The organism is Streptomyces sp. NBC_01537, from assembly GCF_045040445.1.
Classification (GTDB): domain Bacteria; phylum Actinomycetota; class Actinomycetes; order Streptomycetales; family Streptomycetaceae; genus Actinacidiphila.
Map to the genome: position 1 here is coordinate 2,206,899 of NZ_CP109392.1, position 24,629 is coordinate 2,231,527.

The window sequence follows — 24,629 nt, forward strand, 5'->3', positions numbered from 1 at the left end:
GATTCCGTGTCACAGTGCCTGTTTGTACGTGAAGATGCACCTTCGGCAAGGTTGCGGCCGGGGGTGCGGCCTACCGGCGCCCGACCGGGAAGTGGAAGAGTCGACATCATGCAGGTCTGGCCGGGTCAGGCGTACCCCCTTGGCGCCACATACGACGGTGCGGGAACGAACTTCGCCGTTTTCTCCGAAGTCGCGGAGCGGATCGAGCTGTGCCTTCTGCACGACGACGGCTCGGAGACCGCCGTGGAGCTGCGCGAGGCGGACGCGTTCGTACGCCACGCCTATCTGCCCGGCATCATGCCCGGCCAGCGCTACGGCTTCCGGATCCACGGCCCCCACGAGCCGACCCGGGGGCACCGCTGCAACTCGGCGAAGCTGCTGCTCGACCCGTACGCGAAGGCCATAAGCGGCTCGATCGACTGGGACGAGGCGGTGTACGGCTACCGCTTCGGCGAGCCGGAGAGCCGCAACGACATGGACTCCGCGCCGCACACGATGACCTCGGTGGTGGTCAACCCCTACTTCGACTGGTCCGAGGACCGCTCCCCGCGCATCGACTACCACCGCACCGTGCTCTACGAGGCCCACGTCAAGGGCCTCACCATGCTCCACCCCGACCTCCCCGAGGAGATCCGCGGCACCTACGCCGCCCTCGCGCACCCGTCGGTCATCTCGCACCTCACCGAGCTGGGCGTCACCACGCTGGAGCTGATGCCGGTCCATCAGTTCGTCAACGACCACCGCCTGGTGGACGCCGGCCTCAACAACTACTGGGGCTACAACACCATCGGCTTCTTCGCCCCGCACAACGCCTACGCCTCGATGGGCGACCGGGGTCAGCAGGTGCTGGAGTTCAAGACGGCGGTACGCGCCCTGCACCGGGCCGGCATCGAGGTCATCCTGGACGTCGTCTACAACCACACCGCCGAGGGCAGCCACCTCGGGCCCACCCTGTCCTTCCGGGGCATCGACAACGCCTCCTACTACCGGCTTGCCGACGACCCGCGCTACTACATGGACACGACCGGCACCGGCAACTCGCTCCTCATGCGCAGCCCGCACGTGCTCCAGATGATCATGGACTCGCTGCGCTACTGGGTGACCGAGATGCACGTCGACGGCTTCCGCTTCGACCTCGCCGCCACCCTCGCCCGGCAGTTCCACGAGGTCGACCGGCTGTCCTCCTTCTTCGACCTCGTCCAGCAGGACCCGGTGGTCAGCCAGGTCAAGCTGATCGCCGAGCCCTGGGACGTCGGCGAGGGCGGCTACCAGGTCGGCAACTTCCCGCCCCTGTGGACCGAGTGGAACGGCAAGTTCCGCGACACCGTACGCGACCTGTGGCGCGGCGAGAACGCGACGCTGGCCGAATTCGGCTCCCGGCTCACCGGCTCCTCCGACCTCTACCAGGACGACGGCCGGCGGCCGCTGGCCAGCATCAACTTCGTGACCTGCCACGACGGCTTCACCCTCAACGACCTCGTCTCGTACAACGACAAGCACAACGAGGCCAACGGCGAGAACAACCGCGACGGCGAGAGCCACAACCGCTCCTGGAACTGCGGCGCGGAGGGCGAGACCGCCGACGAGGGCGTGCTCGCGCTGCGCGGCCGCCAGATGCGCAACTTCGTCGCCACACTGATGCTCTCCCAAGGCGTCCCCATGCTCGCCCACGGCGACGAGTTCGGCCGCACCCAGCACGGCAACAACAACGCCTACTGCCAGGACAGCGAGCTCGCCTGGGTCCCCTGGCCCAAGGAAGGCGACGCCGAGGCCGAGCGCCTCCACGACTTCACCCGCCAGATGGTCTGGCTCCGCCGCGACCACCCCGTCTTCCGCCGCCGCCGCTTCTTCCACGGCCGCCCCATGGAAGGCACCCACGACGAGCTCTCCGACATCGCCTGGTTCACCCCCGAGGGTGACGAGATGACCCAGCAGGACTGGCGCGACTCCCGCGCCAAGTCCCTCGTCGTCTTCCTCAACGGCAGCGCCATCTCCGAGCCCGGCGACCGCGGCGAACGGATCTCCGACGACTCCTTCCTCCTCATGTTCAACGCCTCCCCCGACCCCATCGAATTCGTCGTCCCCGTCAACCACGGCAAGGAATGGCAGGTCGTCGTCGACACGGAACGCCCGGAGGGCGTGACCCCCGGCAGCGGCCGCAAGGTCAAGCAGGGCGACCACCTGACCCTGGCCGACCGAAGCATGGTGGTACTGCAGCGCCCGGCGTGACGTCAGCCCGTCCTACGCCCCTCCCTCTCCCCCTCCCCCCTCCCCACCCGGCTGGGGGTAGGCCGTCCGCCTGAGGCGGAGCGGGCTGGCCCAACCGCCCGCACCCGGTGCGATGAGCACACCGCACAACGGGGTAGGCAGTCCCCTATGACCCCGCCCGCCGTGCCAACGGCCACGTACCGCCTCCAGCTCCAGCCGGACTTCCCCTTCGCCGCCGCCGAAGCCGTCGTCCCCCGCCTGGCCGGCCTCGGCGTGTCCCACCTGCACCTCTCCCCCGTGCTGCAGGCGGTCCCCGGATCGACGCACGGCTACGACGTCGTGGACCACACCCGGGTCCGCGACGAGCTGGGCGGCGAGCAGGGCCTGCGCGCACTGGCGGACACCGCCCGGGCGCACGGCCTCGGTCTGATCCTCGACATCGTGCCGAACCACATGGCCGTGCCCGCGCCCGAGCATCTGGCCCACCCGCTGTGGGAGGTGCTGCGCGAGGGCCCGGCCTCCCCGTACGCCCGCTGGTTCGACATCGACTGGGACGCACAGGGCGGCCGGCTGCTGCTTCCCGTGCTCGGCGGCCCGGTGGAAGAGGTGCTGGACGAGCTGAGGGTGACGAAGGGCACCCTGCGCTACTACGAGCACGCCTTCCCGCTCCGCGCAGGCACCGAGCAGCTGCCGCTGCGCCAACTGCTCGACGCCCAGCACTACCGGCTCGCCTGGTGGCGGCAGGCCCGCACCGAGATCAACTACCGCCGCTTCTTCACCATCTCCGAGCTGATCGGGCTCCGGGTCGAGGACGAAGAGGTCTTCGAGGCCACCCATGCCACCCTGCTGCGCCTCCTGCGCGACGGCGTCGCCGACGGCCTCCGCATCGACCACCCGGACGGCCTCGTCGACCCGTCCGGCTATCTGCGCCGCCTGCGCAAGGCGGCCAGGGGCCCCTGGACGGTCGTCGAGAAGATCCTCACCGGCGACGAGCCGCTGCCCGCCGACTGGGCCTGCGCCGGCACCACCGGCTACGACGCGCTGGACCGCGTCGACGGCCTGTTCACCGACCCGGAAGGGGTCCGGGTCCTCACCGGCTTCTACGCGGACTTCACCGCCGCCCCCGCCGACCGGGGCGGTGCATGGGCGCCCACCGCCCGGCACGCCGCGTACCGCATCGTCACGCACGACCTCGCCGCCGAGGTCGACCGCCTTGCGCGTGCCGCCCGGCGGGCCACAGGCGCCGACGAGAGCGCCCTGCGCACCGCGATCCGCGAGGTGCTGGTGCGCATGCCGCTCTACCGGCCGTACGTCGTGCCGGGCGAGCCGGCTCCCGAATCCGCCGTGCGCATGCTGGAAAACGCGGCGAGCGAGGCCGCCGTGCCCGAGGCGGGCACCGTCGCCGGCCTCGCGCTCGGCAGGCTCGGCCGGGGCGCGGACCAGGACGACTTCGCGACGCGCTTCGCGCAGGTGTCGTCCGCGCTGCGCGCGAAGTCCGTCGAGGACACCGCCTTCTACCGCTGGTATCCCCTCCTCTCCCTCAACGAGGTCGGCCGCGACCCCGCCCGTCCCGCGACCGCCCCCGAGGACTTCCACGCCTTCTGCGCCCGCCTCCAGCGCGACTGGCCGGCCACCGGCACCGTCCTCACCACCCACGACACCAAGCGCAGCGCCGACGTACGCGCCCGGCTGGCGGCGATCTCCGAGCTGCCCGGGGACTGGGAGGACTGGCTGCGGGAGTCCTCGGCCCACTTCCGCCTGTACGCGGACAGCCACGGCGTCCAGCTGCCGGACCGCCATGTGGAGTACGCCGTATGGCAGTACGCCGCGGTCTTCCACAACCCCTCGGCAGCCGGCCTCATCGCCTCCGTCATGCTCAAGTCGGAGCGCGAGGCGGGCCTGCGCACCAGCTGGACCGAGCAGGATCCGGCGTACGAGGAGCAGCTGGAGGCCTTCGTGCGCGAGCTGGTCGCCGGCCCGGCCAAGTACGCCGTCGGCCGGATCGCCCCGCGGCTCGAAGCACCGGCCCGCGCCAACAGCCTGGGCGCGGCGCTGGTCCACCTCACCATGCCGGGCGTCCCCGACGTGTACCAGGGCGACGAGGACCACCAGCTCCTCCTCGTCGACCCGGCCAACCGCGCCCCGTACGCCCCCGCGCCCGAGCCGTCCGAGAAGGGCCGGCTCACCGCCGCCGCGCTCCGGCTGCGCCGCGAGCACCCGGACTGGTTCGGCGAGCACGCCACGTACGAGCCGCTGTACGCGTCCGGCCCGGCGGCCCCGCACTGCGTGGCCTTCCTGCGCGGCGGCCGGGCCCTGACCGTGGTCACCCGGCTCTCCCACCGGCTGGCCGGGGCCGGCGGCTGGCGCGGTACCGAGCTGGCGCTGCCCGACGGCGGCTGGACGGATCTGCTGACCCGGCGTACGTACTCGGGCAAGGTCGGGGTGGCGGAGCTGCTCGACCACGGCCCGGTGGCGCTGCTCACCCTGTGAGACGGCCGAAACCCGCGTGACATCAGCCATTTACAGGGATTCCGCTTCGCGCTAGCTTCCGAATGGGAGCGCTCCCATCACCCTCACCCGACGGACTTCCCCACTCTCGTCGAAGGGACACAGCGCACATGACCAGACGATTACGCCTACGGGGTTCCCACGGCCTCGTGCTGCTCGCCCTCCTCGCCGCCCTGCCCGCCTTCTGCCTCGTCCTGATCACCGGTGGCACCGCCTCCGCACACGGCGCGCCCATGGCACCCGGCAGCCGTACCTTCCTCTGCTACAAGGACGGCCTCACCTCCACCGGCGAGATCAAGCCCAAGAACGCGGCCTGCGCGGCGGCGGCCGCGCAGAGCGGCACCACGCCCTTCTACAACTGGTTCTCCGTGCTCCGCTCCGACGGCGCCGGCCGCACCCGCGGCTTCGTCCCCGACGGCCAGCTCTGCAGCGGCGGCAACACGACCTTCTCCGGCTTCGACCTCGCCCGGAACGACTGGCCGCTCACCCACCTCACCTCCGGCGCCTCCTTCGACTTCTCCTACAACGCCTGGGCGGCCCACCCCGGCTGGTTCTACCAGTACGTCACCAAGGACGGCTTCGACCCGACCAAGCCGCTGACTTGGGCCGACGTAGAGGACACGCCCTTCCTCTCGGTCGACCACCCGCCCGTGACCGGCACCGTCGGGACGCTCGACGGCGCCTACAAGTGGACCGGCAACCTGCCCTCCGGCAAGTCCGGGCGCCACATCATCTACACCGTCTGGCAGCGCTCCGACAGCGCCGAGACCTTCTACAGCTGCTCCGACGTCGTCTTCGACGGCGGCACCGGCGAGGTCACCGGCGTGGGCGACGGCACCGGCTCCACCGACCCGCCGCCCAGCGGCAGCGCCTGCACCGCCACCTACCGCACCGTCAGCACCTGGCCCGGCGGCTACCAGTCCGAGGTCGCCGTCGCCAACACCGGCACCGTCCCCATGCTCGGCTGGATGGTCCACTGGTCCCTGGCCTCCGGCCAGTCCGTCGCCAGCCTCTGGAACGGCCGCCTCACCGCCGTCGGCACCGCCATGATGGCCGAGAACGCCGACTGGAACGGCTCCCTGGCGGTCGGTGCGTCCACATCCTTCGGCTTCGTGGTCAACGGCACCGGCAGTCCACCGGATTCCACGACCACCTTCACCTGCATGCCGACCTGATTTCCCTGCGGCGAGCGGCTGCCCCGGCGCGCGTCACAGGACGCAAGCCGGGGCAGCCGCATGTGTCCGGGCGCCGGTCAGCCGGCCGACGGCACGGTGGGCATGGCGAGGTCGACCGGGCCGGTGGCGCCGGGGCCGCTCTTGCAGGAGTCGTGGCAGTCCTTCTCCAGGCTGCAGCACAGCGAGCAGATGGCACCGGAGTGGAAGGGGCAGCCGGCCATGTCGGGACGCTCGAACTCCTCGGCGCAGACGGCGCAGGTGAGGGTGACGGCGGAGAGCAGGCCGTCCTCCAGGAAGAGCGGCTCGTCCTGGTCGTCGGTGCGGGCGATGTAGTACTTGCCCTTGGTGAGGTAGGCCAGCAGCGGGGACAGCGCCATGGCGATGAACAGGGCGATGAAGGGCGAGAACGCCTTGCCGTAGTCGCCGAAGGCGTTGAAGTACGCGGCGATGGACACCGCCGAGGCGACGAGCATGGAGCCGAAGCCGACCGGGTTGAAGTTGTACAGGTGGGCGCGCTTGAACTCGATGTACGAGGGGCTGAGCTTCAGCGGCTTGTTGATGACCAGGTCGGCGACGACCGCGCCGATCCAGGCGATGGCGACGTTGGAGTAGAAGCCCAGCACCGTGTTGAGGAAGCCGAAGACGCCGCCTTCCATCAGGGCCAGCGCGATGCCGACGTTGAGGAAGATGTAGACGACGCGGCCGGGGTGGCGGTGGGTGAGGCGGGAGAAGAAGTTGGACCACGACAGGGAGCCGGAGTAGGCGTTCGTCGTGTTGATCTTGATCTGGGACAGGATGACGAAGAAGGTCGCCAGGCCGAGCGCGACAGGCGCCGCGAAGGTCTTGAAGCCCGACACGTACTGCTGGATCGGCTCGTTGGCCTTGGCCAGGCCGACGCTGCCGGCGATGTAGAAGGCCAGGAAGGCGCCGCCGATCTGCTTGGCCGCGCCGAGGATCACCCAGCCGGGACCGGCGGACAGGACCGCGCCCCACCACTTCTTGGCGTTGGCGGGGGTCTTGTCGGGCATGAAGCGCAGGTAGTCGACCTGCTCACCGATCTGGGCGATGAGCGAGAGGGCGACACCGGCGCCCGCGCCGACGCCGAGCAGGCTGAGGGAGGAGCCGGTGGGCGAGTTGCCCGCGAAGTGGGTGAACTGCGAGAACTTGTCCGGGTCCTGGATGGCGATGGAGACGAAGGGGGCCACCATCAGCACCAGCCAGACGGGCTGGGTCCACACCTGCATCTTCGACAGCGCGGTCATCCCGTAGAACACCAGCGGCAGGATGATCAGCGAGCAGATCAGATAGCCCACGGCGAGCGGGATGTGCAGGCCCAGCTCCAGGGCCTGCGCCATGATCGAGCCTTCGAGGGCGAAGAAGATGAAGGTGAAGCTGGCGTAGATGACCGAGGTGAGCGTCGAGCCCAGATAGCCGAATCCGGCGCCTCGGGTCAGGAGATCCATGTCGATCGAGTACTTCGCCGAGTAGTACGAGATCGGGATACCGGTCAGGAAAATGGTGATGGCGGCGGCCAGGATTGCGACCAGTGCGCTGCTGAAGCCATTGGAAATGGCGATGGAACCGCCGATCGCGAAGTCCGCGAGATAGGCGATGCCGCCGAGCGCCGTGGTGGCCACGACGTACGGCGTCCAGCGGCGGAAGGACTTCGGCGCGTAGCGCAGCGAGTAGTCCTCCAGGGTGGTGTTGTTCGTCCAGCCGTTGTACTTCCTCGTTGTCGCCGCTTCGGCGGTGCCGGGCGGCACCTCATTGTCGATCGCGGCCTGAGTGTCCGTCACGGCTATTCCCTCTTCCACACACAAGGTCAGATGCCCTGGAAGCCCCGGGGCATCGACGGAAGAGTGGCGTCGGCGTGTTTCCGGTCCGTTTCGCGTCCTTTAAATAAAGGCGCTTCGGCTGCCTTTTTATTGACGCGCGTAGAATTACCTCAAGGGAAATCCGAAATGGTGAATCAGAATTCTCCTCGGGACCCCGGGCGGCACACCGGACGGCGCACCCGGCGCCCGCTCCCGCCACCGAGGGGGCGCGACGGAGGTTGCCCGGATCAATACTTCCCCTAGAAAGTATTTCCAGGGGAAGGTAATGTCAATGGGCAGTGGCGGCACACGGGTCAGGCACCTGACAGGGGGTCAGAGTTGAGCGACGACGTCGAAGCCGAAGCCGTCCGCCCGCGCGAGGTAGAGCCGCTGGTCGAGGTGGTTGCCGTCGAGCCTCAGCGCACCGCGCGGCCCTTCGTACGCGACCGTGTCGCCGGCCTGGCGCATCGCCCGTACGTCCAGCGACCGGGCCTGTTCGGCCAGCGCGGCGAGCAGCCGCAGGCCCTCGAAGCAGGACTCGCCGAGGCTGCCCACGACCGGCGCGTCCACGCCGAAGCGGTCGGCGTAGCGGCGGCCGAAGTCCAGGCTCTCGGCGGTGGCCAGCGTCTCGAAGAACCCGGACGCGGCCCACAGCCCGTCGGTGGCCTCCGCCCCGGTCGCCAGCAGCATGTTCTCGTCCATGTGCGTGCTCAGCCGCAGGCACCGCTGGTGCAGTCCGTACGCCGCGAAGGCCCGGCTGAAGCGCACCGCATCGTCCCCGACCAGCAGCATCAGCACCGCGTCCGCCTCGCAGCTCTCGACCCGGCGCAACACCGCCCCGAAGTCCTCGGTGCCCAGCGGCACGAAGACCTCGTCCCGCACCCGGCCCCCGCACGCGCGGGCGTACCGCCGCGCGGCACGGGCGGTCACCCGTGGCCAGACGTAGTCGTTGCCGACCGTGCACCAGCGCCGTACGCCGGTGGCCTCGGCCAGCAGCCGCATCGCCGGGAGCAGTTGGGCCGCGTCGGTCTCCCCGGTGAGGAACACCCCCGGGGTGCGCTCGCCCCCCTCGTACTGGGCGGTGTACACATACGGCACCCGGCCCGCGATGCGCGGGGCCAGCGTCTGCCGCACCGCGGAGATGTGCCAGCCGACCACCGCGTCCACCGCGCCCAGCGACACCAGCGCCTCGACCTCGGACGCCACCTGCGCGGGCGGCGCCCCGCCGTCCACCACGATCAGCCGGACCTCACGGTCCAGCACCCCGCCCGCGGCGTTGATCTCCTCCTCCGCCAGGCGCGCCGACAGCTCGCAGGACGGGCCGAAGATCCCCGCCGAGCCCTGCAGGGGCACGACAAGGGCGACAGTCAGTGTCTCGTCCGGTCGGCCGTTGCCGTTGTTCTGCGGCGGCCCCAGGTACACGAGAACACCTCCGTGAGGGGCATAGGGGGACGCGGATCCTGATATCCCGGCCCCGGCACCCTCGCAGAGGCTCTTAATCTGTCCGACAGTAGACCTACCGGAAGGACACCGGCAATGCCCGCCGAACCGTCAGGGGAGCTCGCCCGCCTCCTCAGCCACACCGAGCGACGCCTGGCGCAACGGCTCGCCGCCGTACTGGCCGAAGAGGGCTGCTCGGTGGAGCAATGGCGCGTTCTCTCGATCGCCGCCGACGGGCAGGGGCACCCGATGACCGAGATCGCCGGGTACGCGCTGCTGCCGGCGCCCAGCCTGACCAAACTCGTCGACCGCATGATCGCCGACAACCTCGTCTACCGGCGTCCCGACCCCGCCGACCGCCGCCGCGTCCTGCTCCACCTCTCCGCCCGTGGCCGCATCCTGCACGAACGGGCCGCCCACCGCGTCCACACCGACCAGGCCCGCCTGCTCGACGCCATCGGCGACCACGGCGAGCTCAGCCGTACGCTCCTGCTGCTCGGTGCCACCCTGGACGGGGCGACCTTCGACGACGTGCCGGACGCCCGTCGTGCCGGACGGGCCTGACCCGTCCCAGCTGGCTACCGTGTACCCATGGACGACGAAATGCCCCGACTTGCCGGGGTTCACCACCTGAAGCTGCCCGTGCGCGACCTCGCCCGCTCGGAGGCCTGGTACGCCCGGGTCCTCGGCTACCACCGCGCCGCCGAGTTCGTCGAGAAGGGCACCCTCATGGGGATCTTCCTTGACCACCCCGCCGGGGGCCCGCGCTTCGGGCTGCGGCGGGACCCCGCCATGTCCGAGGCGGCCGCCGGATCCGTCTGGTTCGCGATCGGGGTGGCGGACGAGAAGGCCATCCAGGCGCTCGCGGCGCACCTGGACCGGCTGGGCGAGAAGCACGGCGGCGTGATCCGGACGAAGGTGGGGTGGATTCTGCCGCTGCTGCACGACCCGGACGGGCACGAGATCCGCTTCTACACGATGACCGAGCACACGCCCCGGGCGAGCGGCCACATCATGCGGGTCGAGGACGGCCGGGATCTGATCGACGCGGCGGAGCGGCGAACGCCCCTGCCGCACCGCTGAGAGCCCTTGCTCACTCCCGCCGGCCGGGGCCCGCGTCGGCGGCCAGCCGGAAGCTCATCCGCCCGAACGTGACCTCGTCCCCCGCCCGGACGGCCACCGCCCCGATCACCCGCCGCCCGTTGACGAACGTGCCGTTCATCGAGCCGAGGTCGCGCAGCACCCAGCCGTGCGCCTCATAGCGCAGCTCCGCGTGCATACGGGAGGACGAACTGTCGCTCAGGCGGAGGCCGTTGGCCACATCCCGCCCTATCCGGAGCGGATACGACCGCGACCCCGGTTCCGGCAGCACCAGCGGCGGCAGCCGCTCCGCCCGCCACGCCGCGCGCAGCGTCACGTTGAAGGCCGACGCCTTGCCCACCGCCCGCAGCAGCAGGCGGGACAACCGGCCCCGCGCAGGCGGCAGATCGGCGGTGAGCACGCGCAGCTCACCGCGCTCGCGGGCGGCCAGCGCCAGGCCCATCCGGCGGACGAACGTGTCATGCGACAGCCGTCCCTCGACCGCGCCCTCGCGGAGCATGACGATGACGCGCTCGCGCTCGGCATCCGACAGCCGCGCCGGGGAGGTCTCGAACTCGTACGACGTCACGCCGTGATTGTGGCAGGCAGGACGGGCAGGAAGGGCGTTGTCAGCGCGTCCTGTTACGTTCTGTTGCAGGACGGCATCCGATGGCTGTGGCCCGTCACCGTAAATACGTGGACGGCCCCGGAGACCGGGGCTAGGGTCGGCCCAACGCCCATGACCGGAAAGGAGGCGAGAGCGATGTACGTGAAGTCACCTGTGCGCTCCCGCCCCCGCCGAAGGGCGTCCCGCGTCTGATCCGGGAGCGCGTCACTCTCCCGTAAGGACTCAGAACACCCATGTCCGATCTGGTCATCCGCCCGCTCGAAGCGGGCGAGACACACCTGTTCAACTCACTGACCGCCCCCGGTCTCGGCCTCGTCGGCCGCTCCCTGCTCGGCCACGCCTTCGCGCTGACCGACGAGGGCGGCGAGTACCGGCCCGAGTGGTCCTGGATCGCGTTGCGCGAAGGCACGGTCGTCGCCCGCGCCGCTTGGTGGGCCGCGCCGAAGGATGCCGAGCCGAAAGCGCTGGACTGGTTCGACTTCAGCGATGCCGATGCCGCCGTGCGGTTGCTGCGCGCCGCGCCGCTGAAGGCCGAGTACGACCTGCTGCTGCCGCCCGGCTGGCGCGACAGGCCCGCCGTGCGGGACGTGGCGCAAGCGCGGATCGACACCGCGATCGTGGCGGGGATGGAACCGCTGGTCGAGCGGTACCGCTACGAGTGGACGCCGGATTGCGGGCTGCCGGAGCGGCCGGGGCGGCTGGAGTTCCGGCCGGAGCCGGACGACGACGTGATCCTGGACGTGCTCAGGCGGATCGGGCAGGGCAGCCTGGACGCCCATACCCGGCACACGACGGAGACCGCGGGCGCCGACGCGGCGGCGCGGGAGGAGCTGGACATCCTGCTCTGGTTCCCCTCGCCCCGCGAGTGGTGGCGGCTGGCGTACACGCCCGGCGGGGAGCCGGTGGGGATCCAGGTGCCGAGCCGTAACGGGGCGGGCGTGCACGTCGTCGGGTTCATCGGCGTGCTGCCGGAGCAGCGCGGCCACGGCTACGCGTACGACCTGCTGGCCGAGTGCACGCACGACCTGGCCCGGCAGGGGGCGGACCTGATCGCGGCCGCGACCGACCAGGCCAATGTTCCGATGGCGGCGCATTTCGCGAAGGCGGGCTATCCGCTGACGCAGGAACGGATCAACCTCGTGTGATCAACCTCGTGTGATTCCCTGACGGCGGGCCCGGCGTACCGCAGCATGGTGACCATGCTCTTCGAGGTGTGGGCGCCGGGCGCCGCTGAGGTGGAGGTTCGGGTCGACGGTCGCGCGCACGACATGCAGCGCGACCCGGGACGCGACGGCTGGTGGGTCGCCGAGGCGCCCGCCGCCGCGGGCTCGCGATACGCGTTCGTGCTGGACGGGAGCGATCGACCACTGCCCGATCCGCGCTCGCGGCGGCAGCCGGACGGGCCGGACGGAGCGAGCGCGGTCGTCGACCACGACGCCTTCGCTTGGAGCGGGAGCGGGAGCGGGAGCGGGAGCGGGAGCGCGAGCGGGCAGTGGCCGGGGCGGCCGTTGCCGGGGGCGGTGCTGTACGAGCTGCACGTCGGCACGTTCACCCCCCAGGGCACCTTCGACGCGGCGGTGGAACGGCTGCCGTATCTGGCCGGGCTGGGGATCACGCACATCGAGCTGATGCCGGTGTGCCCGTTCCCCGGGACGCACGGCTGGGGGTACGAGGGGGTGTCGCTGTGGGCGGTGCACGAGCCCTACGGCGGGCCGGAGGGCCTGAAGCGCTTCGTGGACGCCGCCCATGCGCTGGGCCTGGGGGTGGTGCTGGATGTCGTGCACAACCACCTCGGGCCCTCCGGCAACTACCTCCCCGCCTTCGGGCCGTACTTCACCGACCGGCACCACACGCCCTGGGGGGACGCGGTCAATCTGGACGCGCCGGGGTCGGACGAGGTGCGGGCCTATCTGATCGGCAGCGCGCTGGCCTGGCTGCGCGACTACCGGCTCGACGGGCTGCGGCTGGACGCGGTGCACGCGCTGGTCGACACGCGCGCGCTGCACTTCCTGGAGGAGCTGTCGACGGAAGTTGACGCCCTGTCCGCCGCGCTCGGGCGGCCGCTGTTCCTGATCGCGGAGTCGGATCTGAACGACCCGCGCAGCACGTCCCCGCGCGAGGCGGGCGGCCTCGGGCTGCACGCGCAGTGGAACGACGACTTCCACCACGCCCTGCACGCCACCGTGACGGGTGAATCCCACGGCTACTACGAGGACTTCGCGCGGGCGGGCACCGGCGGCCTGGCCAAGGTGCTGCGGGAGGTCTTCTTCCACAACGGCACCTACTCCGGCTTCCGGCACCGCGTCCACGGCCGCCCGGTGGACCGTACGAGCACCCCGGCCCACCGCTTCCTCGCGTACACCCAGACCCACGACCAGATCGGCAACCGCGCCACCGGCGACCGCCTCTCGGCCACGGTGACGCCCGGGCTGCTGGCCGCCGCGGCCGCCCTGGTGCTGACCTCGCCGTACACGCCGATGCTCTTCATGGGCGAGGAGTGGGGCGCGCTCACCCCCTGGCAGTTCTTCACCGACCACGCCGACCCCGAGCTGGCGGCCGCCATCACGCGTGGCCGCCGCCGCGAGTTCGCCGCCCACGGCTGGGCCGCCGACGACATCCCCGACCCCCAGGACCCCGCCACCCGGCGCCGCTCCTGCCTCGACTGGTCCGAGCGCGATACCCATGCGCATGCGGCGTTGCTCGACTGGTACCGCCGCCTCATCGCCCTGCGGCACGCCGAGCCCGACCTCACCGACCCCGATCTGGAGGCGGTACGGGTGATCCCCGGCGAGAGCACCCTGTGCGTCGAGCGGGGGCGCTTCCGCATCGCCGTGAACTTCTCCGCCGAGGACGCGGAAGTGGACCTCGGGCTGCCCGGCCCCGCCGAGTTCGTCGCCGCCTGGACGCCCTGCGAGCCTCCGGACGCGTACGGGATGCTGCGGCTGCCGGGGCACTCGGCGGCCGTACTGCGCCTAGGCTGAACGCATGACCGCCGACGCGCAGACCGACGAGCCCCGCGCCGAATGCGTGCTGTGCCGCGAGCCCACCGAATACCCGGAATCGCAGCGCGGCATCACCCTGTGCCCGGTGTGCGAGTGGCAGGAGGCCCAGCGCACGGCCTGCTCGGGCTAGCGCTTTGTCCTCAAGCGCCGGACGGGCTGAATTCAGCCGCGCTACGTCGCCAGGAGCAGGCCGCGGCATTCGTCGACGTCGAACGCGGCGGGCGGATAGCGCGGACCGAGCTCCTGGAGGTGCTCCAGGAGCAGCCGGCCCACCGCCCAGTTGCGGTACCACTTGCGGTCGGCGGGGACGATGTACCAGGGCGCGGCCTCGGTGGAGCAGCGGCTGAGGGCGTCTTCGTACGCCTCCTGGTAGGCGGGCCACAGCGCACGGTCGTCGATGTCGGACGGCGAGAACTTCCAGTGCTTGCGCGGGGTGTCCAGGCGGGCGAGGAGCCGGGCCCGCTGCTCCTCGTAGCTGATGTGGAGGAAGACCTTGACGAGGGTGATCCCGTCGTCGGTGAGCTTGCGCTCGAAGTCGTTGATCTCGTCGTAGCGGTCCAGCCAGACGGCGGGCGGCACGAGGCCGCGTACGCGGGCGACGAGCACGTCCTCGTAGTGCGAGCGGTCGAAGACGCCGATCTCGCCGGGGTGCGGCAGCGAGCGCTCGACCCGCCAGAGGAAGGGGTGGGCCCGCTCCTCCTCGGTGGGCGGCTTGAAGGCCCGGTGGCGGCAGCCCGCCGGGTTGAGGCCGCTGAGGACGTGCTTGACGGTGCCGCCCTTGCCCGAGGTGTCCATGCCCTGCAGTACGAGGAGCAGGCGGCGCCGGTCGCCGGTCGAGCTCTGCGCGAAGAGCCGGTCCTGCAGGTCGCCCAGCCGTGATCCGGTACCGGCCATACCGGCGCGGGCGTGCACCTTGCGTGGCGGGCCGCCGGGGCGGGCGGAGGTGTCGTACGCGGACAGGTCGACCGGGCCGCCGGGCGCCACACGCAGGAGCGGGCGCAGGTCGGTGGCGGCGGCAGGGGCGTCCGGGTGCTTCTTGCTCTTCTTCGGCACGGTCCGATCGTCCGCCGGATCGGCCGCGCCCGCCAGGGCTGGCTACCCGGCCAGGCCCTTCGCGTCGCGCGCGAGGGCGGTCAGCCGGGAGATGGCCCGGAAGTACTTCTTGCGGTAGCCGCCGGCCAGCATCTCCTCGCTGAAGATGCGGTCGAAGGGCTCGCCGGAGGCCATGACGGGCACCTCGCGGTCGTAGAGCCGGTCGGCGAGGACGACCAGCCGCAGGGCGGTGGCCTGGTCGGCGACCGGCTTGACGCCCTGGAGGAAGACCGCGTCGACGCCGTCGCAGAGCGCGCCGTAGCGGCTGGGGTGGACGCGGGCGAGGTGCGCCAGGAGGGCGCCGAAGTCGTCCAGGGAGGCCCCGGGCGTACGCGAGGCGGCGGCGGCCACCTGCTCGTCGGCGTACGGGGAGGGGGCCTCGGGGAGGCCCCGGTGGCGGTAGTCCTGGCCGTCGATGCGCAGGGAGCGGAAGCGGGCGGACAGGCCCTGGATCTCGCGCATGAAGTCGGCGGCGGCGAAGCGGCCCTCGCCGAGCTTGCCGGGGAGGGTGTTGGACGTGGCGGCGAGCCTGACGCCTGCGTCGGAGAGCTTGGCGAGCAGGCTGGAGACCAGGACCGTGTCGCCGGGGTCGTCGAGCTCGAACTCGTCGATGCAGACCAGCCGGTGGCCGCTGAGCGCCCGTACGGCGTGCTGGAAGCCGAGGGCGCCGACGAGGTTGGTCAGCTCCACGAAGGTGCCGAAGGCCTTCTGCTCGCGCGGGGCGGGCGTGGCGTGCCAGAGAGAGGCCAGCAGGTGGGTCTTGCCGACACCGTAGCCGCCGTCGAGGTACACCCCGGCGGGGCCGGCGGGCGCGGGGGCCTCGCGCCGGAACCAGCGCTTGCGCGCGTCGGCCGGCGGGCCGCCCAGGGTCGCCGCGAATCCGCCCAGGACCCGGACGGCCTCGGCCTGGCTGGGCTGATCGGGGTCCGGGAGGTAGTTGTCGAAGCGCACGGAGTCGAAGCGCGGCGGCGGCACCATCTCGGCGACCAGCCGGTCCGCGGGGACGTGCGGCTCGCGCTCGGACAGGGCTATGAGCGCGGCTCCGGCGGAGGGAGCGGCGGCGGGAGACCCGGAGGACACGGTGGACGACACAACCATTCAGCCTAGTGCCATTACGTACCCCGTCCGGCCCCGTGTGGCGCACCCCACGTCGTGCCAGACTGCATGCCATGCAGCGCCTCTTCCCGGCACCGGCCCCCGCATCGGCCCCCGCACCGGCCGACCTGACCACGTTGGACGGCCTCGCGGACGCGTACGCCTACCCGGAGCTGCGGCCCGGCACGCCGTGGCTGCGGGCGAACATGGTGTCCTCGCTGGACGGCGCGGCCCGGCACGACGGCCGGTCGCAGCCGCTGTCGTCGGACGGCGACATGCGGGTCTTCGGCGTACTGCGGGCTCTCGCGGACGCGGTCGTCGTGGGCGCGGAAACGGTACGCCAGGAGGGCTACCGGCCCGCCCGGGCCCGTGACGACTTCCGGGCCCGCCGCGCCGCCGCCGGACAGGCCCCGGCCCCGGCCATCGCGGTGGTGAGCTCCGCCCTGGACCTGGACTTCTCCCTGCCGCTGTTCACCGAGCCCCTCACCCCGACCCTCGTCCTCACCGGCGCCGACGCCCCCGCCGACCGCGTGACCGCCGCCGAGAAGGCCGGCGCCCTTGTCGTCGTCGCCGGCGACGGCACCCGCGTGGACCCGGCCCGCGCGGTGCGCGAGCTGGCCGCGCGGGGCCTGACCCGGCTGCTGGCCGAGGGCGGCCCGAGGCTGCTCGCCCAGTTCGCGGCGGCCGGCGCTCTCGACGAGCTGTGCCTGACCCTCGCCCCGCTGGTCACCGCCGGCGACGCCATGCGGATCATGCACGGTCCCGGCCCCGGTCTCACCGAGCCGGAACGATTCACCCCCGTCGCGATCCTGGAGGAGGACGGCTTCCTGTTCACGCGCTACGCCCGCCACACGGGCGGCTGACATCCGCCGGAATACACCGTTCCGTTTGCCGGTGTGAGGGAACACTTACACCGCGTGCCCGTGAGAAACGTCAGACGTCAGAAAGAAGGACGCGTTCGTGTTCACGACCGTACTCATGATCGAGAAGCCGCTGGTCCCGGCCGACGTGGAACTCGTCACCACGCTCCACGGCGACGAGCCCGTCTCCTTCGTCGTACTCATGCAGCCCCGCGGCGACCAGGACCGCCTGCTCAGGGCGATCGACGACGTGGCCCTCGGCGAGCTCGACAAGGCCGTGCGCGAGGGCAGACAGCCAGAGGGCGGCAACGCGCTCCTCCCCGCCGAGCGCGCCCTCAGCCACTCGCTGACGGCGCTTCGCGACGCGGGCAGCGAGGCGATCGGCGAGGTCGTCGAAAGCCACCCCATCGAACTCCTCAAATCGGTCGTCGAGCAGACCGGCGCCGACGAGGTCATCGTCCTCACCGCCCCCCACCTCGTCGAGGAGTTCTTCCACCGCGACTGGACGTCCCGCGCGCGCCACAAGGTCGGTGTGCCCGTGCTCAAGCTCTTCGCCCACAACGTGGACGACTGACCGGGGCCCACCCCACCCGCGTGGAAGAATCGGGGCTGCAAACCCGCAAACCCAGCAGGCCCGCACAACCCCGGGAGACGCGCACATGGCACCGAGCATTCCCCCCGCCCTCAACCGACCGCACTTCATCGGCATCGGCGGCGCCGGAATGTCGGGCATCGCGAAGATCCTGGCCCAGCGGGGCGCGCACGTGGCCGGAAGCGACGCCAAGGACTCGGAGACGGCCGCCGCGCTGCGCGCGCTGGGCGTGACCGTGCACATCGGGCACGCCGCCGCGCACCTCGCGGCGGACGCCTCCAGCGTCGTCGTGTCGAGCGCCATTCGCGCGGACAACCCGGAGCTCGCCGCCGCGCACGAGCGCGGTGTCCCGGTGGTGCACCGCTCGGACGCGCTGGCGGCGCTGATGACCGGCTTCCGGCCGATCGCGGTGGCCGGGACGCACGGAAAGACGACCACCACGTCGATGCTGGCCGTCAGCCTCGGCGCGCTGGGCCTCGACCCGTCGTACGCGATCGGCGGGGACCTGGACGCACCGGGTTCGAACGCCCATCACGGCACGGGGGCGATCTTCGTCGCCGAGGCGGACGAAAGCGACCGGAGCTTCCAGAAGTACGACCCCGAGGTCGCCATCGTCCTCAATGTGGAGCTGGACCACCACGCCAACTACGCCTCGATGGACCAGATCTACGAGTCCTTCGAGATCTTCACGGGCAAGATCCGCCCCGGCGGCACCCTGGTCGTGGGCGAGCACTCCGGCGCCCGCGAACTGGCCGCCCGGGTGGCCGCCCGCGACGGGCTGAACATCGTCCGGGTCGGCGCGGACGACGAGGCGGACGTACGCATCCTGGACATCACCCCGCGCGGCATGACCAGCGAGGTGACCGTCCTCCTCGATGACACCGAGCTCACCTTCACCGTTTCCGTCCCCGGCCGGCACTACGCCCACAACGCCGTCGCCGCCCTCGCCGCCGGGACCGCCCTCGGCGTCGACCCCGCCGAACTGGCGAAGGCCCTCGGCTCGTACACCGGCGTCAAGCGCCGCCTCCAGCTCAAGGGCACCGCGAACGGCGTCCAGGTCATCGACTCGTACGCCCACCACCCCACCGAGATGAGCGCCGACCTCGAAGCCCTCCGCGAGGCCGTCGCCCCCGGCAGCCGGATCCTCGTGGTCTTCCAGCCGCATCTGTTCAGCCGCACCCAGGAACTCGGCCTCGAAATGGGCCAGGCGCTCACCCTCGCCGACGCCTCCGTGGTCCTGGACATCTACCCCGCCCGCGAGGACCCCGTCCCCGGTGTCACCAGCGCGCTGATCATCGACGCCGCGACCGCGAAGGGCGCCGACGTAACCGCCGAGCACGACAAGAAAGCCGTCCCCGGCGTCGTCGCAGGAATGGCCAAGCCCGGTGACCTTGTTCTCACCATGGGCGCCGGAGACGTGACCGACCTCGGTCCTGAGATCCTCGCCCACCTGGAGAACTGAGGAGGACCCCCGTGTCGTACGAGGTCGAGAAGACCGAGCGCGAATGGCGTGCCGAGCTGACCCCGCAGGAGTACGCCGTCCTGCGCGAGGCCGGTACCGAGCGCGCCTTCGTCGGCGAATACACCGACACCAAGACCACCGGCGTCTACTCCTGCCGGGCCTGCGGCGCCGAGCTCTTCCGCTCCGACACCAAATTCGAGTCCCACTGCGGCTGGCCCAGCTTCTACGACCCGGCCGACACCGACGCCGTCGAACTGATCGAGGACCGCACGATGGGCATGCTCCGCACCGAGGTCCGCTGCGCCCGCTGCGGCTCCCACCTCGGCCATGTCTTCGAGGGCGAGGGCTACGCCACACCCACCGACCAGCGCTACTGCATCAACAGCATCTCGCTCCGGCTCTCCCCCGACGAGGCCTGAGCGAGGCCAGGGCCGGGAGAGCCTGAAGCAGTACGCTGCCGTCAGCAGGACCAAACCCGTCGAGCGGACTCAGGGGAGGTACGCCATGGCCGCCGAGATGGTCGCCCCCGCGTGGATGCACGAGCAGATCACGGCCGAGCAGTACGAATCCTGGTCCGAAGAGCAGTGCACGGGCATCGAGATCGTGGACGGGATGGTCGTCGTGAGCCCCAGTGCGTCCAAGCGGCACAACCGCCTGGACCGAATCCTGGCCAACGCGCTGGACTCCGCCGCCGGCCCCGACTGGAACGCCGACACGGACTTCGACGTCCGGCTGCAGGACGTGCCGCTCACCAACCGCCGTCCGGACGTCGTCGTCTATCGCACGGACACGATCGACATCACGCCGACCCGCCCGGAGCACGTACTGCTGGTCGTCGAGGTCGTCTCACCCGGCTCGGAGACCACCGACCGGATCGTGAAGGTGGACCAGTACGCCAAGGCCGGGATCGCCTTCTACTGGCGGATCGAACAGGCCGCCACCGGCGTCCCGTTGGTGTACACGTACGTCCTCGACCCCGCGACCAGCGCCTACCGGGACGGAGAGGTCTTCACCGGCACGGTCAAGGTCTCGGCTCCCTTCCCTGTGGAGATCGACCTCGGCGCTGTCTGACTGCGTCGTGAAAATCGCTGTCCGGTTGTCGGAGCACGGTGATAGACAGCCGGAGTGGAAAGACTCTGGAGTTCCCCGATCTGCTGCGGCTGATCGGGGAACGATCGACCGCCTTCCGAGCCGTGGTCGCCTCCGCGCCCAGCCTCGACGTGCAGGTGCCGACCTGCCCCGAGTGAACGCTGTTCGATCTGGTGCAGCACCTGGGCCAGGGGCGCCGCTCCTGGGCCGCCACCATCACCGCAGGGCCTGCCGCCCGGGCCAAGTCCGCATCGGAGGGCGCCCCGGCCGCGCCTCGGGAGCGCGAGGCCCTGCCGGCCTGGTCGGCCGCATCGACGCAGGAGCTACTGGACGCGCTGCGCGAGGCCGGCCCGGATCGCGGTTGCTGGACGTGGTGGGGTGGGTCGCAGTCGGCGCAGACCTGCGGTGCCGTCGCCCGGCACCAGCTCCAGGAGGTCGCGGTGCACACCTACGACGCCCAGGTCACCCTGGGCTCCCCGCAGCCGCTGCCGGACGTCCGACACCGCTGCCGGCGAGCACCCGGACGCGGCCGACGCCTCCGCCCGGGGCACGGCCGGTGAGCTGGTCCTCCGACGCTGTTCGGATCAGGGCAGGGTCAGGATGCGGGGGCCTTCTTCGGTGATGGCGACGGTGTGCTCGATGTGGGCTGCTCGGCTGCCGTCGATGGTGTGCAGGGTCCAGCCGTCGGTGCCGGTACGGTAGTTGTCGCGTCCGCCGGCCATGAGCATGGGCTCGATGGCGAGGGTCAGGCCGTGGCGCAGGGGGAAGCCGCGGCGGGGACGTCCTCGGTTGGGGACGTGGGGGTCTTCGTGCATACGGCGGCCGATGCCGTGGCCGCCGAAGTCGGCGGGCATGCCGCAGCGTGCTGATCGGGCGGCGGTGCCGATGGCGTGGGAGATGTCGCCGATCCGGTTGCCGGGGTTGGCTGCGGCGATGCCGGCGTCGAGAGCGCGCTGGGTGGCGTTGATCAGCTCCAGGTCGGCGGGGCGAGGGGTGCCGACGGTGAAGCTGATGGCGGCGTCGCCGGTCCAGCCGTCGAGCTCCGCGCCGCAGTCGATGCTGACCAGGTCGCCGTCGCGCAGGCGGTATTCGGTGGGGATGCCGTGGACGATGGCGTCGTTGACCGAGGTGCAGATCACCGCCGGGAAGGGGGTGGGGGCGAAGGAGGGCCGGTAGCCGAGGAAGGGTGAGCGTGCCCCGGCCTTGGCCAGGACTGTGCGGGCCGCTTCGTCCAACTCCTTCAGGGACACCCCGATGCCTGCGGCTTCCCGGACGGCGGCGAGCGCGTGGGCCACGACGCGCCCGGCTTCCCGCATCGCGTCCAGTGCCGCGTCGGTCTTGATCTCCACCATGTCCTGCGACTCCCTGTCTCACCCATCGGCATCCAATTCTTATACCGGTATTAGTATCACGGGCATGGTGAGAACTCCTTTGACTCCATGGGAACGGCAGCGCGGCGAGCGGTTCGGTGCGCTGCTTCGTCAGGCACGGGGCGATCGCAGCATGGTGGAGATCGCCGCAGCGGCGGGGGTGTCGGCGGAGACGCTGCGCAAGATCGAGACCGGTCGGGCGCCGACTCCGGCGTTCTTCACCGTGGCGGCCCTGGCCGCGGCGCTGGAGGTGTCCTTGGACGAACTGGCTGCTGCCTGCGCGCAGGACAGCGACTACGGTGACCAGGCAATTCCGGCGTGAACCTCGATGGGGTCCGGTTTTCTCCGATGGGCACTCACGGCGGACAGGCCAGACCGGCCTCCGTCGGCCATCCGGTGGCGCGGAAGACGGCGACGGGGTCGAGGTAGTCCCGCCAGTGCGTCACTCTGCGGTCCTTCACGGTGATCACGGAGACGAAGTGGTTGTCGTAGGCCCGCCCGGTGCGGACTGCCCGCCCGTGCACGGCGTACTCCAGCACGACCACGGAAGTGTCGGGATCCCGGTGGACAGCGAGCCCGTCCGCGCTGTGCAGGACCATGACATCGCCGTAGCCGCGGTACAGGTCGGCAACCGCCCGGCGCCCCTGGACCCGGCGCGGGTAGCCGGGCACTGAGATCACGTACTCGAAGACAACGTCCTCGGCCAGGAGGTCGAAGAAGTGCTCACCGTCGACGAGGCCCGCCAGCCCCTCGCGGATGATCCGGAAGAACGGGTCCAGCGCCGCGAAGTCGGAGATGTCGTCGATGGACATGTCGATGGACCTGGTCACCGCGCTGCCGGAGAGGTCCAGGCGTGGACGCTGCGCCGGGCGAAGTCGCGGAAGGTGGCAGCCGGTCGGCCGGTGACCTTCTCGACGTCGTCGTTGGGCGTGGAGCCGTTGCCGGAGGCGATGGTACCGGTCAGCCAGCGGAGCATCACCGCGTACGGGGCGGGGACGAGGCCGGCCGCGAGTGCGCCGCCGATCCACGCGCCGGGGTCGATGTCGTGGTGCCTGACGGGCCGGCCGGTCACGGCGGCGATGGTGTCGGCGACTTCGCCGACGGTGAGGGCCTGCGGGCCGGTGGGGGCGTACCGCGCGCCGGCGTGGGCCTCGGGGGCGAGCAGCGTCTCCACCGCGACCGCGGCGATGTCTGCCGCGTCGACGAAGGCTTCCGCGCCGCCGCCGGTCGGTACCGTGATCACTCCGTCGACGACCGGCAGGTGTGAGTCGGTGAAGTTCTGCATCACCCATGCGGGGCGCAGGATGCAGTGCGTGAGGGCGGCTCGGGCGGCGAGGTCGGCCTCGACGACCCTGATGTCGACCTCCGGCGGCGCCTGGTCGGCGCCGTAGGTGCTGAGGTACGTGACGTGGCGCACCCCTGCGGCCTCGGCGAGGTCGAGGAAGGCGGCCACCTGGTCGGCGTAGGTGACCCGCAGGACGGGTGTGACGAGGTAGAGCCGGTCGACGCCGTCGAGGGCACCGGGGTGGGTGGTCGGGTCGTCCCAGTCGAACGGCACGTCGCCGCCGTGGCGCGCCGCGGAGCGGGCGCCCAGGCCCCGCTCGGCGAGCTTCCTCGCCACGAGCGAGCCGGTCCGCCCGGTGCCGCCGAGGACGAGTGCGGTCTGCGGTGATCCAGTCATGGATCAATCGTGAGAGCGCGCTACGAGCGAATCAATGCGCGTATGGCTCATTCTTTTACGTCAAACGCTCCGGCCCTGTGCCCAGTGGGGTTGTCTCGCTGATACTGATCGCGTGGACATACTGCACGATCGCCTTGCGCGGGCACGCGCCTCCGGCGCCGTCTTCGCCCGGACGGTGGCCGAGCCGCCGTGGGGGCTGCGGCTGGCCGGATCGATCCAGCTGGCCGTGCACACCGTCGTACGGGGCAGGGGATGGCTCTGGCTCGACGACCCCGGCAGCGCGGTGGAGCTCGTGCCGGGGGAGGTGACGCTCGTCCGCGGCGGCCCCGATCACCACATCGGGCACGAGCCGGGCGCGGACTGCCTGGAACCGGATGACTTCCGGGCCCGGCACGCCTGCGACGGGAGCTCCGAGGACCCACGGGCGACGGTCTTCCTCTGCGGCGCCTACCGGTTCTCGGGTGACATCGGCAGCGGGCTGCTGGAGGCACTGCCGCAGGTGCTGACCCTGTCGGCGGGCGTCGGCGATCCGCTGCGGGACGTGATCGCGCTGCTGTCGCACGAGATGGCCACCCCCGAGCCCGGCCGGCCCACCGTGCTGGACCGGCTCCTCGACGTACTCCTGGTGCTCGCCATCCGCAACGACTTCCGCCGCAGCCCGACCGCACCCCGCTGGTACCGGGCGTCCGCGGATCCCCGGCTGAACGCCGCGCTGCAGGCCATGCACGAGAACGCCGGCCATCCCTGGTCGGTCCCCGAACTCGCCGCGATCAGCGGCCTGTCCCGGGCGGCCTTCGCACGGACCTTCCGCGACGCCCTCGGCCAGACTCCCATGCAGTACCTGACCGACTGGCGGATGGCTCTCGCCCGCGACCACCTGCTCACCGGCGAACTCGGCATGACCCATATCGCCCGCGCCGTCGGCTACAGCTCGCCGTACGCGTTCGCGGCCGCTTTCCGGCGCCACCACGGCGAGCCGCCCGGGACCTGGCGGCAACGGAACGATCCCCACGCCCACTGACACCCGCCGAGCCGGGCGCTGGATCAGGGAGCGGAGGCGTGGATCCGGCCGTCCCGGATCTCGTAGTGCGCGGCGGCGGAGCAGCCGATGGACGGGGTGATCAGCAGGCTGACGGCGACCGGCGCGGGCTCGGTGCTCGCGGTGGAGAACCGGCAGATCGCGCCCTTGCCGGTCAGCGGGAACCAGAACCAGCCGTCCACGGCCCCGACCCTGACGCGGCTGGTCTCCTTCCACTTCCCGGCCCGGTTCGGCTCGAAGACCTGGAGCCGTACGGAGGCCGCGTACTGGTCGCTCGTGGAGCGCAGGGCGGTGAGCGTGATCCGGTAGTCCTGGCCGAGCTGGGAGGAGGCGATCTGCCGGGTCTGCCGGGCGGCCGCCGGAGCGGCGGCCCCGGACGCGTCGGCCGCTCCGGCCGCGCTTGTGGCGGTGACACCGATGACGGCGGCCGAGGCCAGGGCTGCGGCTGCTCGGGTGCGGGTTCGCTTCATCGTATTTGCTCCCCGTGTGTGACA

At 71.4% G+C, this 24,629-nt stretch carries 24 protein-coding genes and 1 pseudogene; 16 read left to right on the plus strand and 9 right to left on the minus strand.

Annotated elements, in window-relative coordinates:
* The first annotated feature begins 108 nt into the window (after positions 1-108).
* The 3 genes from glgX to OG607_RS10250 all read left to right on the plus strand — a co-directional run bounded on the left by glgX (position 109) and on the right by OG607_RS10250 (position 5,891).
* Complete coding sequence (gene glgX, locus OG607_RS10240; protein WP_405721551.1) at positions 109-2,229, plus strand: glycogen debranching protein GlgX; 2,121 nt, start codon at positions 109-111, stop codon at positions 2,227-2,229.
* A 147-nt stretch (positions 2,230-2,376) separates the two neighbouring features.
* On the plus strand, positions 2,377-4,698 hold the full coding sequence (gene treY, locus OG607_RS10245; protein WP_405721554.1) for a malto-oligosyltrehalose synthase: 2,322 nt from the start codon (positions 2,377-2,379) through the stop codon (positions 4,696-4,698).
* A 128-nt stretch (positions 4,699-4,826) separates the two neighbouring features.
* Positions 4,827-5,891: a lytic polysaccharide monooxygenase gene (locus OG607_RS10250; protein WP_405721557.1), complete on the plus strand. Its 1,065-nt coding sequence runs from the start codon at positions 4,827-4,829 to the stop codon at positions 5,889-5,891.
* 77 nt (positions 5,892-5,968) lie between these two features.
* On the opposite strand, the gene OG607_RS10255 is transcribed toward OG607_RS10250, so the two are convergent.
* Together OG607_RS10255 and OG607_RS10260 are read right to left on the minus strand one after the other, a co-directional pair.
* Complete coding sequence (locus OG607_RS10255) at positions 5,969-7,687, minus strand: purine-cytosine permease family protein (RefSeq protein ID WP_405721559.1); 1,719 nt, start codon at positions 7,685-7,687, stop codon at positions 5,969-5,971.
* A gap of 351 nt (positions 7,688-8,038) precedes the next feature.
* A complete protein-coding gene (locus OG607_RS10260; RefSeq protein WP_405736675.1) occupies positions 8,039-9,121 on the minus strand; it encodes a substrate-binding domain-containing protein in 1,083 nt (360 codons plus the stop codon).
* 120 nt (positions 9,122-9,241) lie between these two features.
* On the opposite strand from OG607_RS10260, the gene OG607_RS10265 reads away from it, so the two are divergent.
* The gene (locus tag OG607_RS10265; RefSeq protein WP_405721561.1) at positions 9,242-9,709 is read left to right on the plus strand and encodes a MarR family winged helix-turn-helix transcriptional regulator; all 468 of its coding nucleotides are present in this window, start codon (positions 9,242-9,244) and stop codon (positions 9,707-9,709) included.
* A gap of 27 nt (positions 9,710-9,736) precedes the next feature.
* Positions 9,737-10,228 (plus strand): VOC family protein, encoded by a 492-nt coding sequence (locus OG607_RS10270; RefSeq protein WP_405721564.1) that lies wholly within the window; start codon positions 9,737-9,739, stop codon positions 10,226-10,228.
* Positions 10,229-10,238: 10 nt separating this feature from the next.
* On the opposite strand, the gene OG607_RS10275 is transcribed toward OG607_RS10270, so the two are convergent.
* Positions 10,239-10,814, minus strand: coding sequence for a DUF1707 and FHA domain-containing protein (locus OG607_RS10275; protein ID WP_405721567.1), 576 nt, complete (start codon positions 10,812-10,814; stop codon positions 10,239-10,241).
* A gap of 272 nt (positions 10,815-11,086) precedes the next feature.
* On the opposite strand from OG607_RS10275, the gene OG607_RS10280 reads away from it, so the two are divergent.
* Genes OG607_RS10280 through OG607_RS10290 form a run of 3 tightly spaced genes read left to right on the plus strand, consistent with a single transcriptional unit; the run spans position 11,087 to position 13,985 of the window.
* Entirely contained in the window at positions 11,087-11,998 is a 912-nt protein-coding gene (locus OG607_RS10280) for a GNAT family N-acetyltransferase (protein ID WP_405721569.1), read from the plus strand.
* 54 nt (positions 11,999-12,052) lie between these two features.
* The gene (treZ, locus tag OG607_RS10285) at positions 12,053-13,834 is read left to right on the plus strand and encodes a malto-oligosyltrehalose trehalohydrolase (RefSeq protein WP_405721572.1); all 1,782 of its coding nucleotides are present in this window, start codon (positions 12,053-12,055) and stop codon (positions 13,832-13,834) included.
* 4 nt (positions 13,835-13,838) lie between these two features.
* The gene (locus tag OG607_RS10290) at positions 13,839-13,985 is read left to right on the plus strand and encodes a hypothetical protein (RefSeq protein WP_405721575.1); all 147 of its coding nucleotides are present in this window, start codon (positions 13,839-13,841) and stop codon (positions 13,983-13,985) included.
* Positions 13,986-14,026: 41 nt separating this feature from the next.
* Here the strand turns inward: OG607_RS10290 and OG607_RS10295 are convergent, their stop codons facing one another.
* Complete coding sequence (locus tag OG607_RS10295) at positions 14,027-14,908, minus strand: polyphosphate kinase 2 family protein (protein ID WP_405721578.1); 882 nt, start codon at positions 14,906-14,908, stop codon at positions 14,027-14,029.
* Between the two features lie 42 nt (positions 14,909-14,950).
* Positions 14,951-16,045 (minus strand): cell division protein ZapE, encoded by a 1,095-nt coding sequence (zapE, locus tag OG607_RS10300; protein WP_405721581.1) that lies wholly within the window; start codon positions 16,043-16,045, stop codon positions 14,951-14,953.
* Between the two features lie 71 nt (positions 16,046-16,116).
* Between zapE and OG607_RS10305 the strand changes: the two genes are divergently transcribed.
* The 6 genes and pseudogenes from OG607_RS10305 to OG607_RS10330 all read left to right on the plus strand — a co-directional run.
* The gene (locus OG607_RS10305; RefSeq protein WP_405721584.1) at positions 16,117-16,905 is read left to right on the plus strand and encodes a pyrimidine reductase family protein; all 789 of its coding nucleotides are present in this window, start codon (positions 16,117-16,119) and stop codon (positions 16,903-16,905) included.
* A gap of 97 nt (positions 16,906-17,002) precedes the next feature.
* Complete coding sequence (locus OG607_RS10310; RefSeq protein WP_405721587.1) at positions 17,003-17,476, plus strand: indole-3-glycerol phosphate synthase; 474 nt, start codon at positions 17,003-17,005, stop codon at positions 17,474-17,476.
* An 85-nt stretch (positions 17,477-17,561) separates the two neighbouring features.
* The gene (gene murC / locus OG607_RS10315) at positions 17,562-18,956 is read left to right on the plus strand and encodes a UDP-N-acetylmuramate--L-alanine ligase (protein ID WP_405721590.1); all 1,395 of its coding nucleotides are present in this window, start codon (positions 17,562-17,564) and stop codon (positions 18,954-18,956) included.
* An 11-nt stretch (positions 18,957-18,967) separates the two neighbouring features.
* Positions 18,968-19,375 carry a peptide-methionine (R)-S-oxide reductase MsrB gene (gene msrB / locus OG607_RS10320; RefSeq protein WP_405721593.1) on the plus strand — a complete coding sequence of 136 codons (408 nt, stop codon included), beginning with the start codon at positions 18,968-18,970 and terminating at the stop codon, positions 19,373-19,375.
* Positions 19,376-19,460: 85 nt separating this feature from the next.
* Positions 19,461-20,027: a Uma2 family endonuclease gene (locus OG607_RS10325; protein ID WP_405721595.1), complete on the plus strand. Its 567-nt coding sequence runs from the start codon at positions 19,461-19,463 to the stop codon at positions 20,025-20,027.
* Between the two features lie 83 nt (positions 20,028-20,110).
* Positions 20,111-20,539 (plus strand): annotated as a pseudogene (locus OG607_RS10330) (maleylpyruvate isomerase N-terminal domain-containing protein); the annotation flags it as partial.
* Positions 20,540-20,629: 90 nt separating this feature from the next.
* On the opposite strand, the gene map reads toward OG607_RS10330, so the two are convergent.
* Positions 20,630-21,397, minus strand: coding sequence for a type I methionyl aminopeptidase (gene map / locus OG607_RS10335; RefSeq protein WP_405721597.1), 768 nt, complete (start codon positions 21,395-21,397; stop codon positions 20,630-20,632).
* Between the two features lie 64 nt (positions 21,398-21,461).
* Between map and OG607_RS10340 the strand changes: the two genes are divergently transcribed.
* On the plus strand, positions 21,462-21,737 hold the full coding sequence (locus OG607_RS10340) for a helix-turn-helix domain-containing protein (protein ID WP_405721600.1): 276 nt from the start codon (positions 21,462-21,464) through the stop codon (positions 21,735-21,737).
* A gap of 34 nt (positions 21,738-21,771) precedes the next feature.
* On the opposite strand, the gene OG607_RS10345 is transcribed toward OG607_RS10340, so the two are convergent.
* The gene (locus tag OG607_RS10345; protein WP_405721603.1) at positions 21,772-22,227 is read right to left on the minus strand and encodes a nuclear transport factor 2 family protein; all 456 of its coding nucleotides are present in this window, start codon (positions 22,225-22,227) and stop codon (positions 21,772-21,774) included.
* A 14-nt stretch (positions 22,228-22,241) separates the two neighbouring features.
* Positions 22,242-23,096, minus strand: coding sequence for an NmrA family NAD(P)-binding protein (locus OG607_RS10350; protein WP_405721605.1), 855 nt, complete (start codon positions 23,094-23,096; stop codon positions 22,242-22,244).
* 112 nt (positions 23,097-23,208) lie between these two features.
* Between OG607_RS10350 and OG607_RS10355 the strand changes: the two genes are divergently transcribed.
* Positions 23,209-24,117 carry a cupin domain-containing protein gene (locus OG607_RS10355; protein ID WP_405721608.1) on the plus strand — a complete coding sequence of 303 codons (909 nt, stop codon included), beginning with the start codon at positions 23,209-23,211 and terminating at the stop codon, positions 24,115-24,117.
* A 23-nt stretch (positions 24,118-24,140) separates the two neighbouring features.
* Here the strand turns inward: OG607_RS10355 and OG607_RS10360 are convergent, their stop codons facing one another.
* The gene (locus OG607_RS10360) at positions 24,141-24,605 is read right to left on the minus strand and encodes a hypothetical protein (RefSeq protein ID WP_405721611.1); all 465 of its coding nucleotides are present in this window, start codon (positions 24,603-24,605) and stop codon (positions 24,141-24,143) included.
* Positions 24,606-24,629 lie beyond the last annotated feature (24 nt).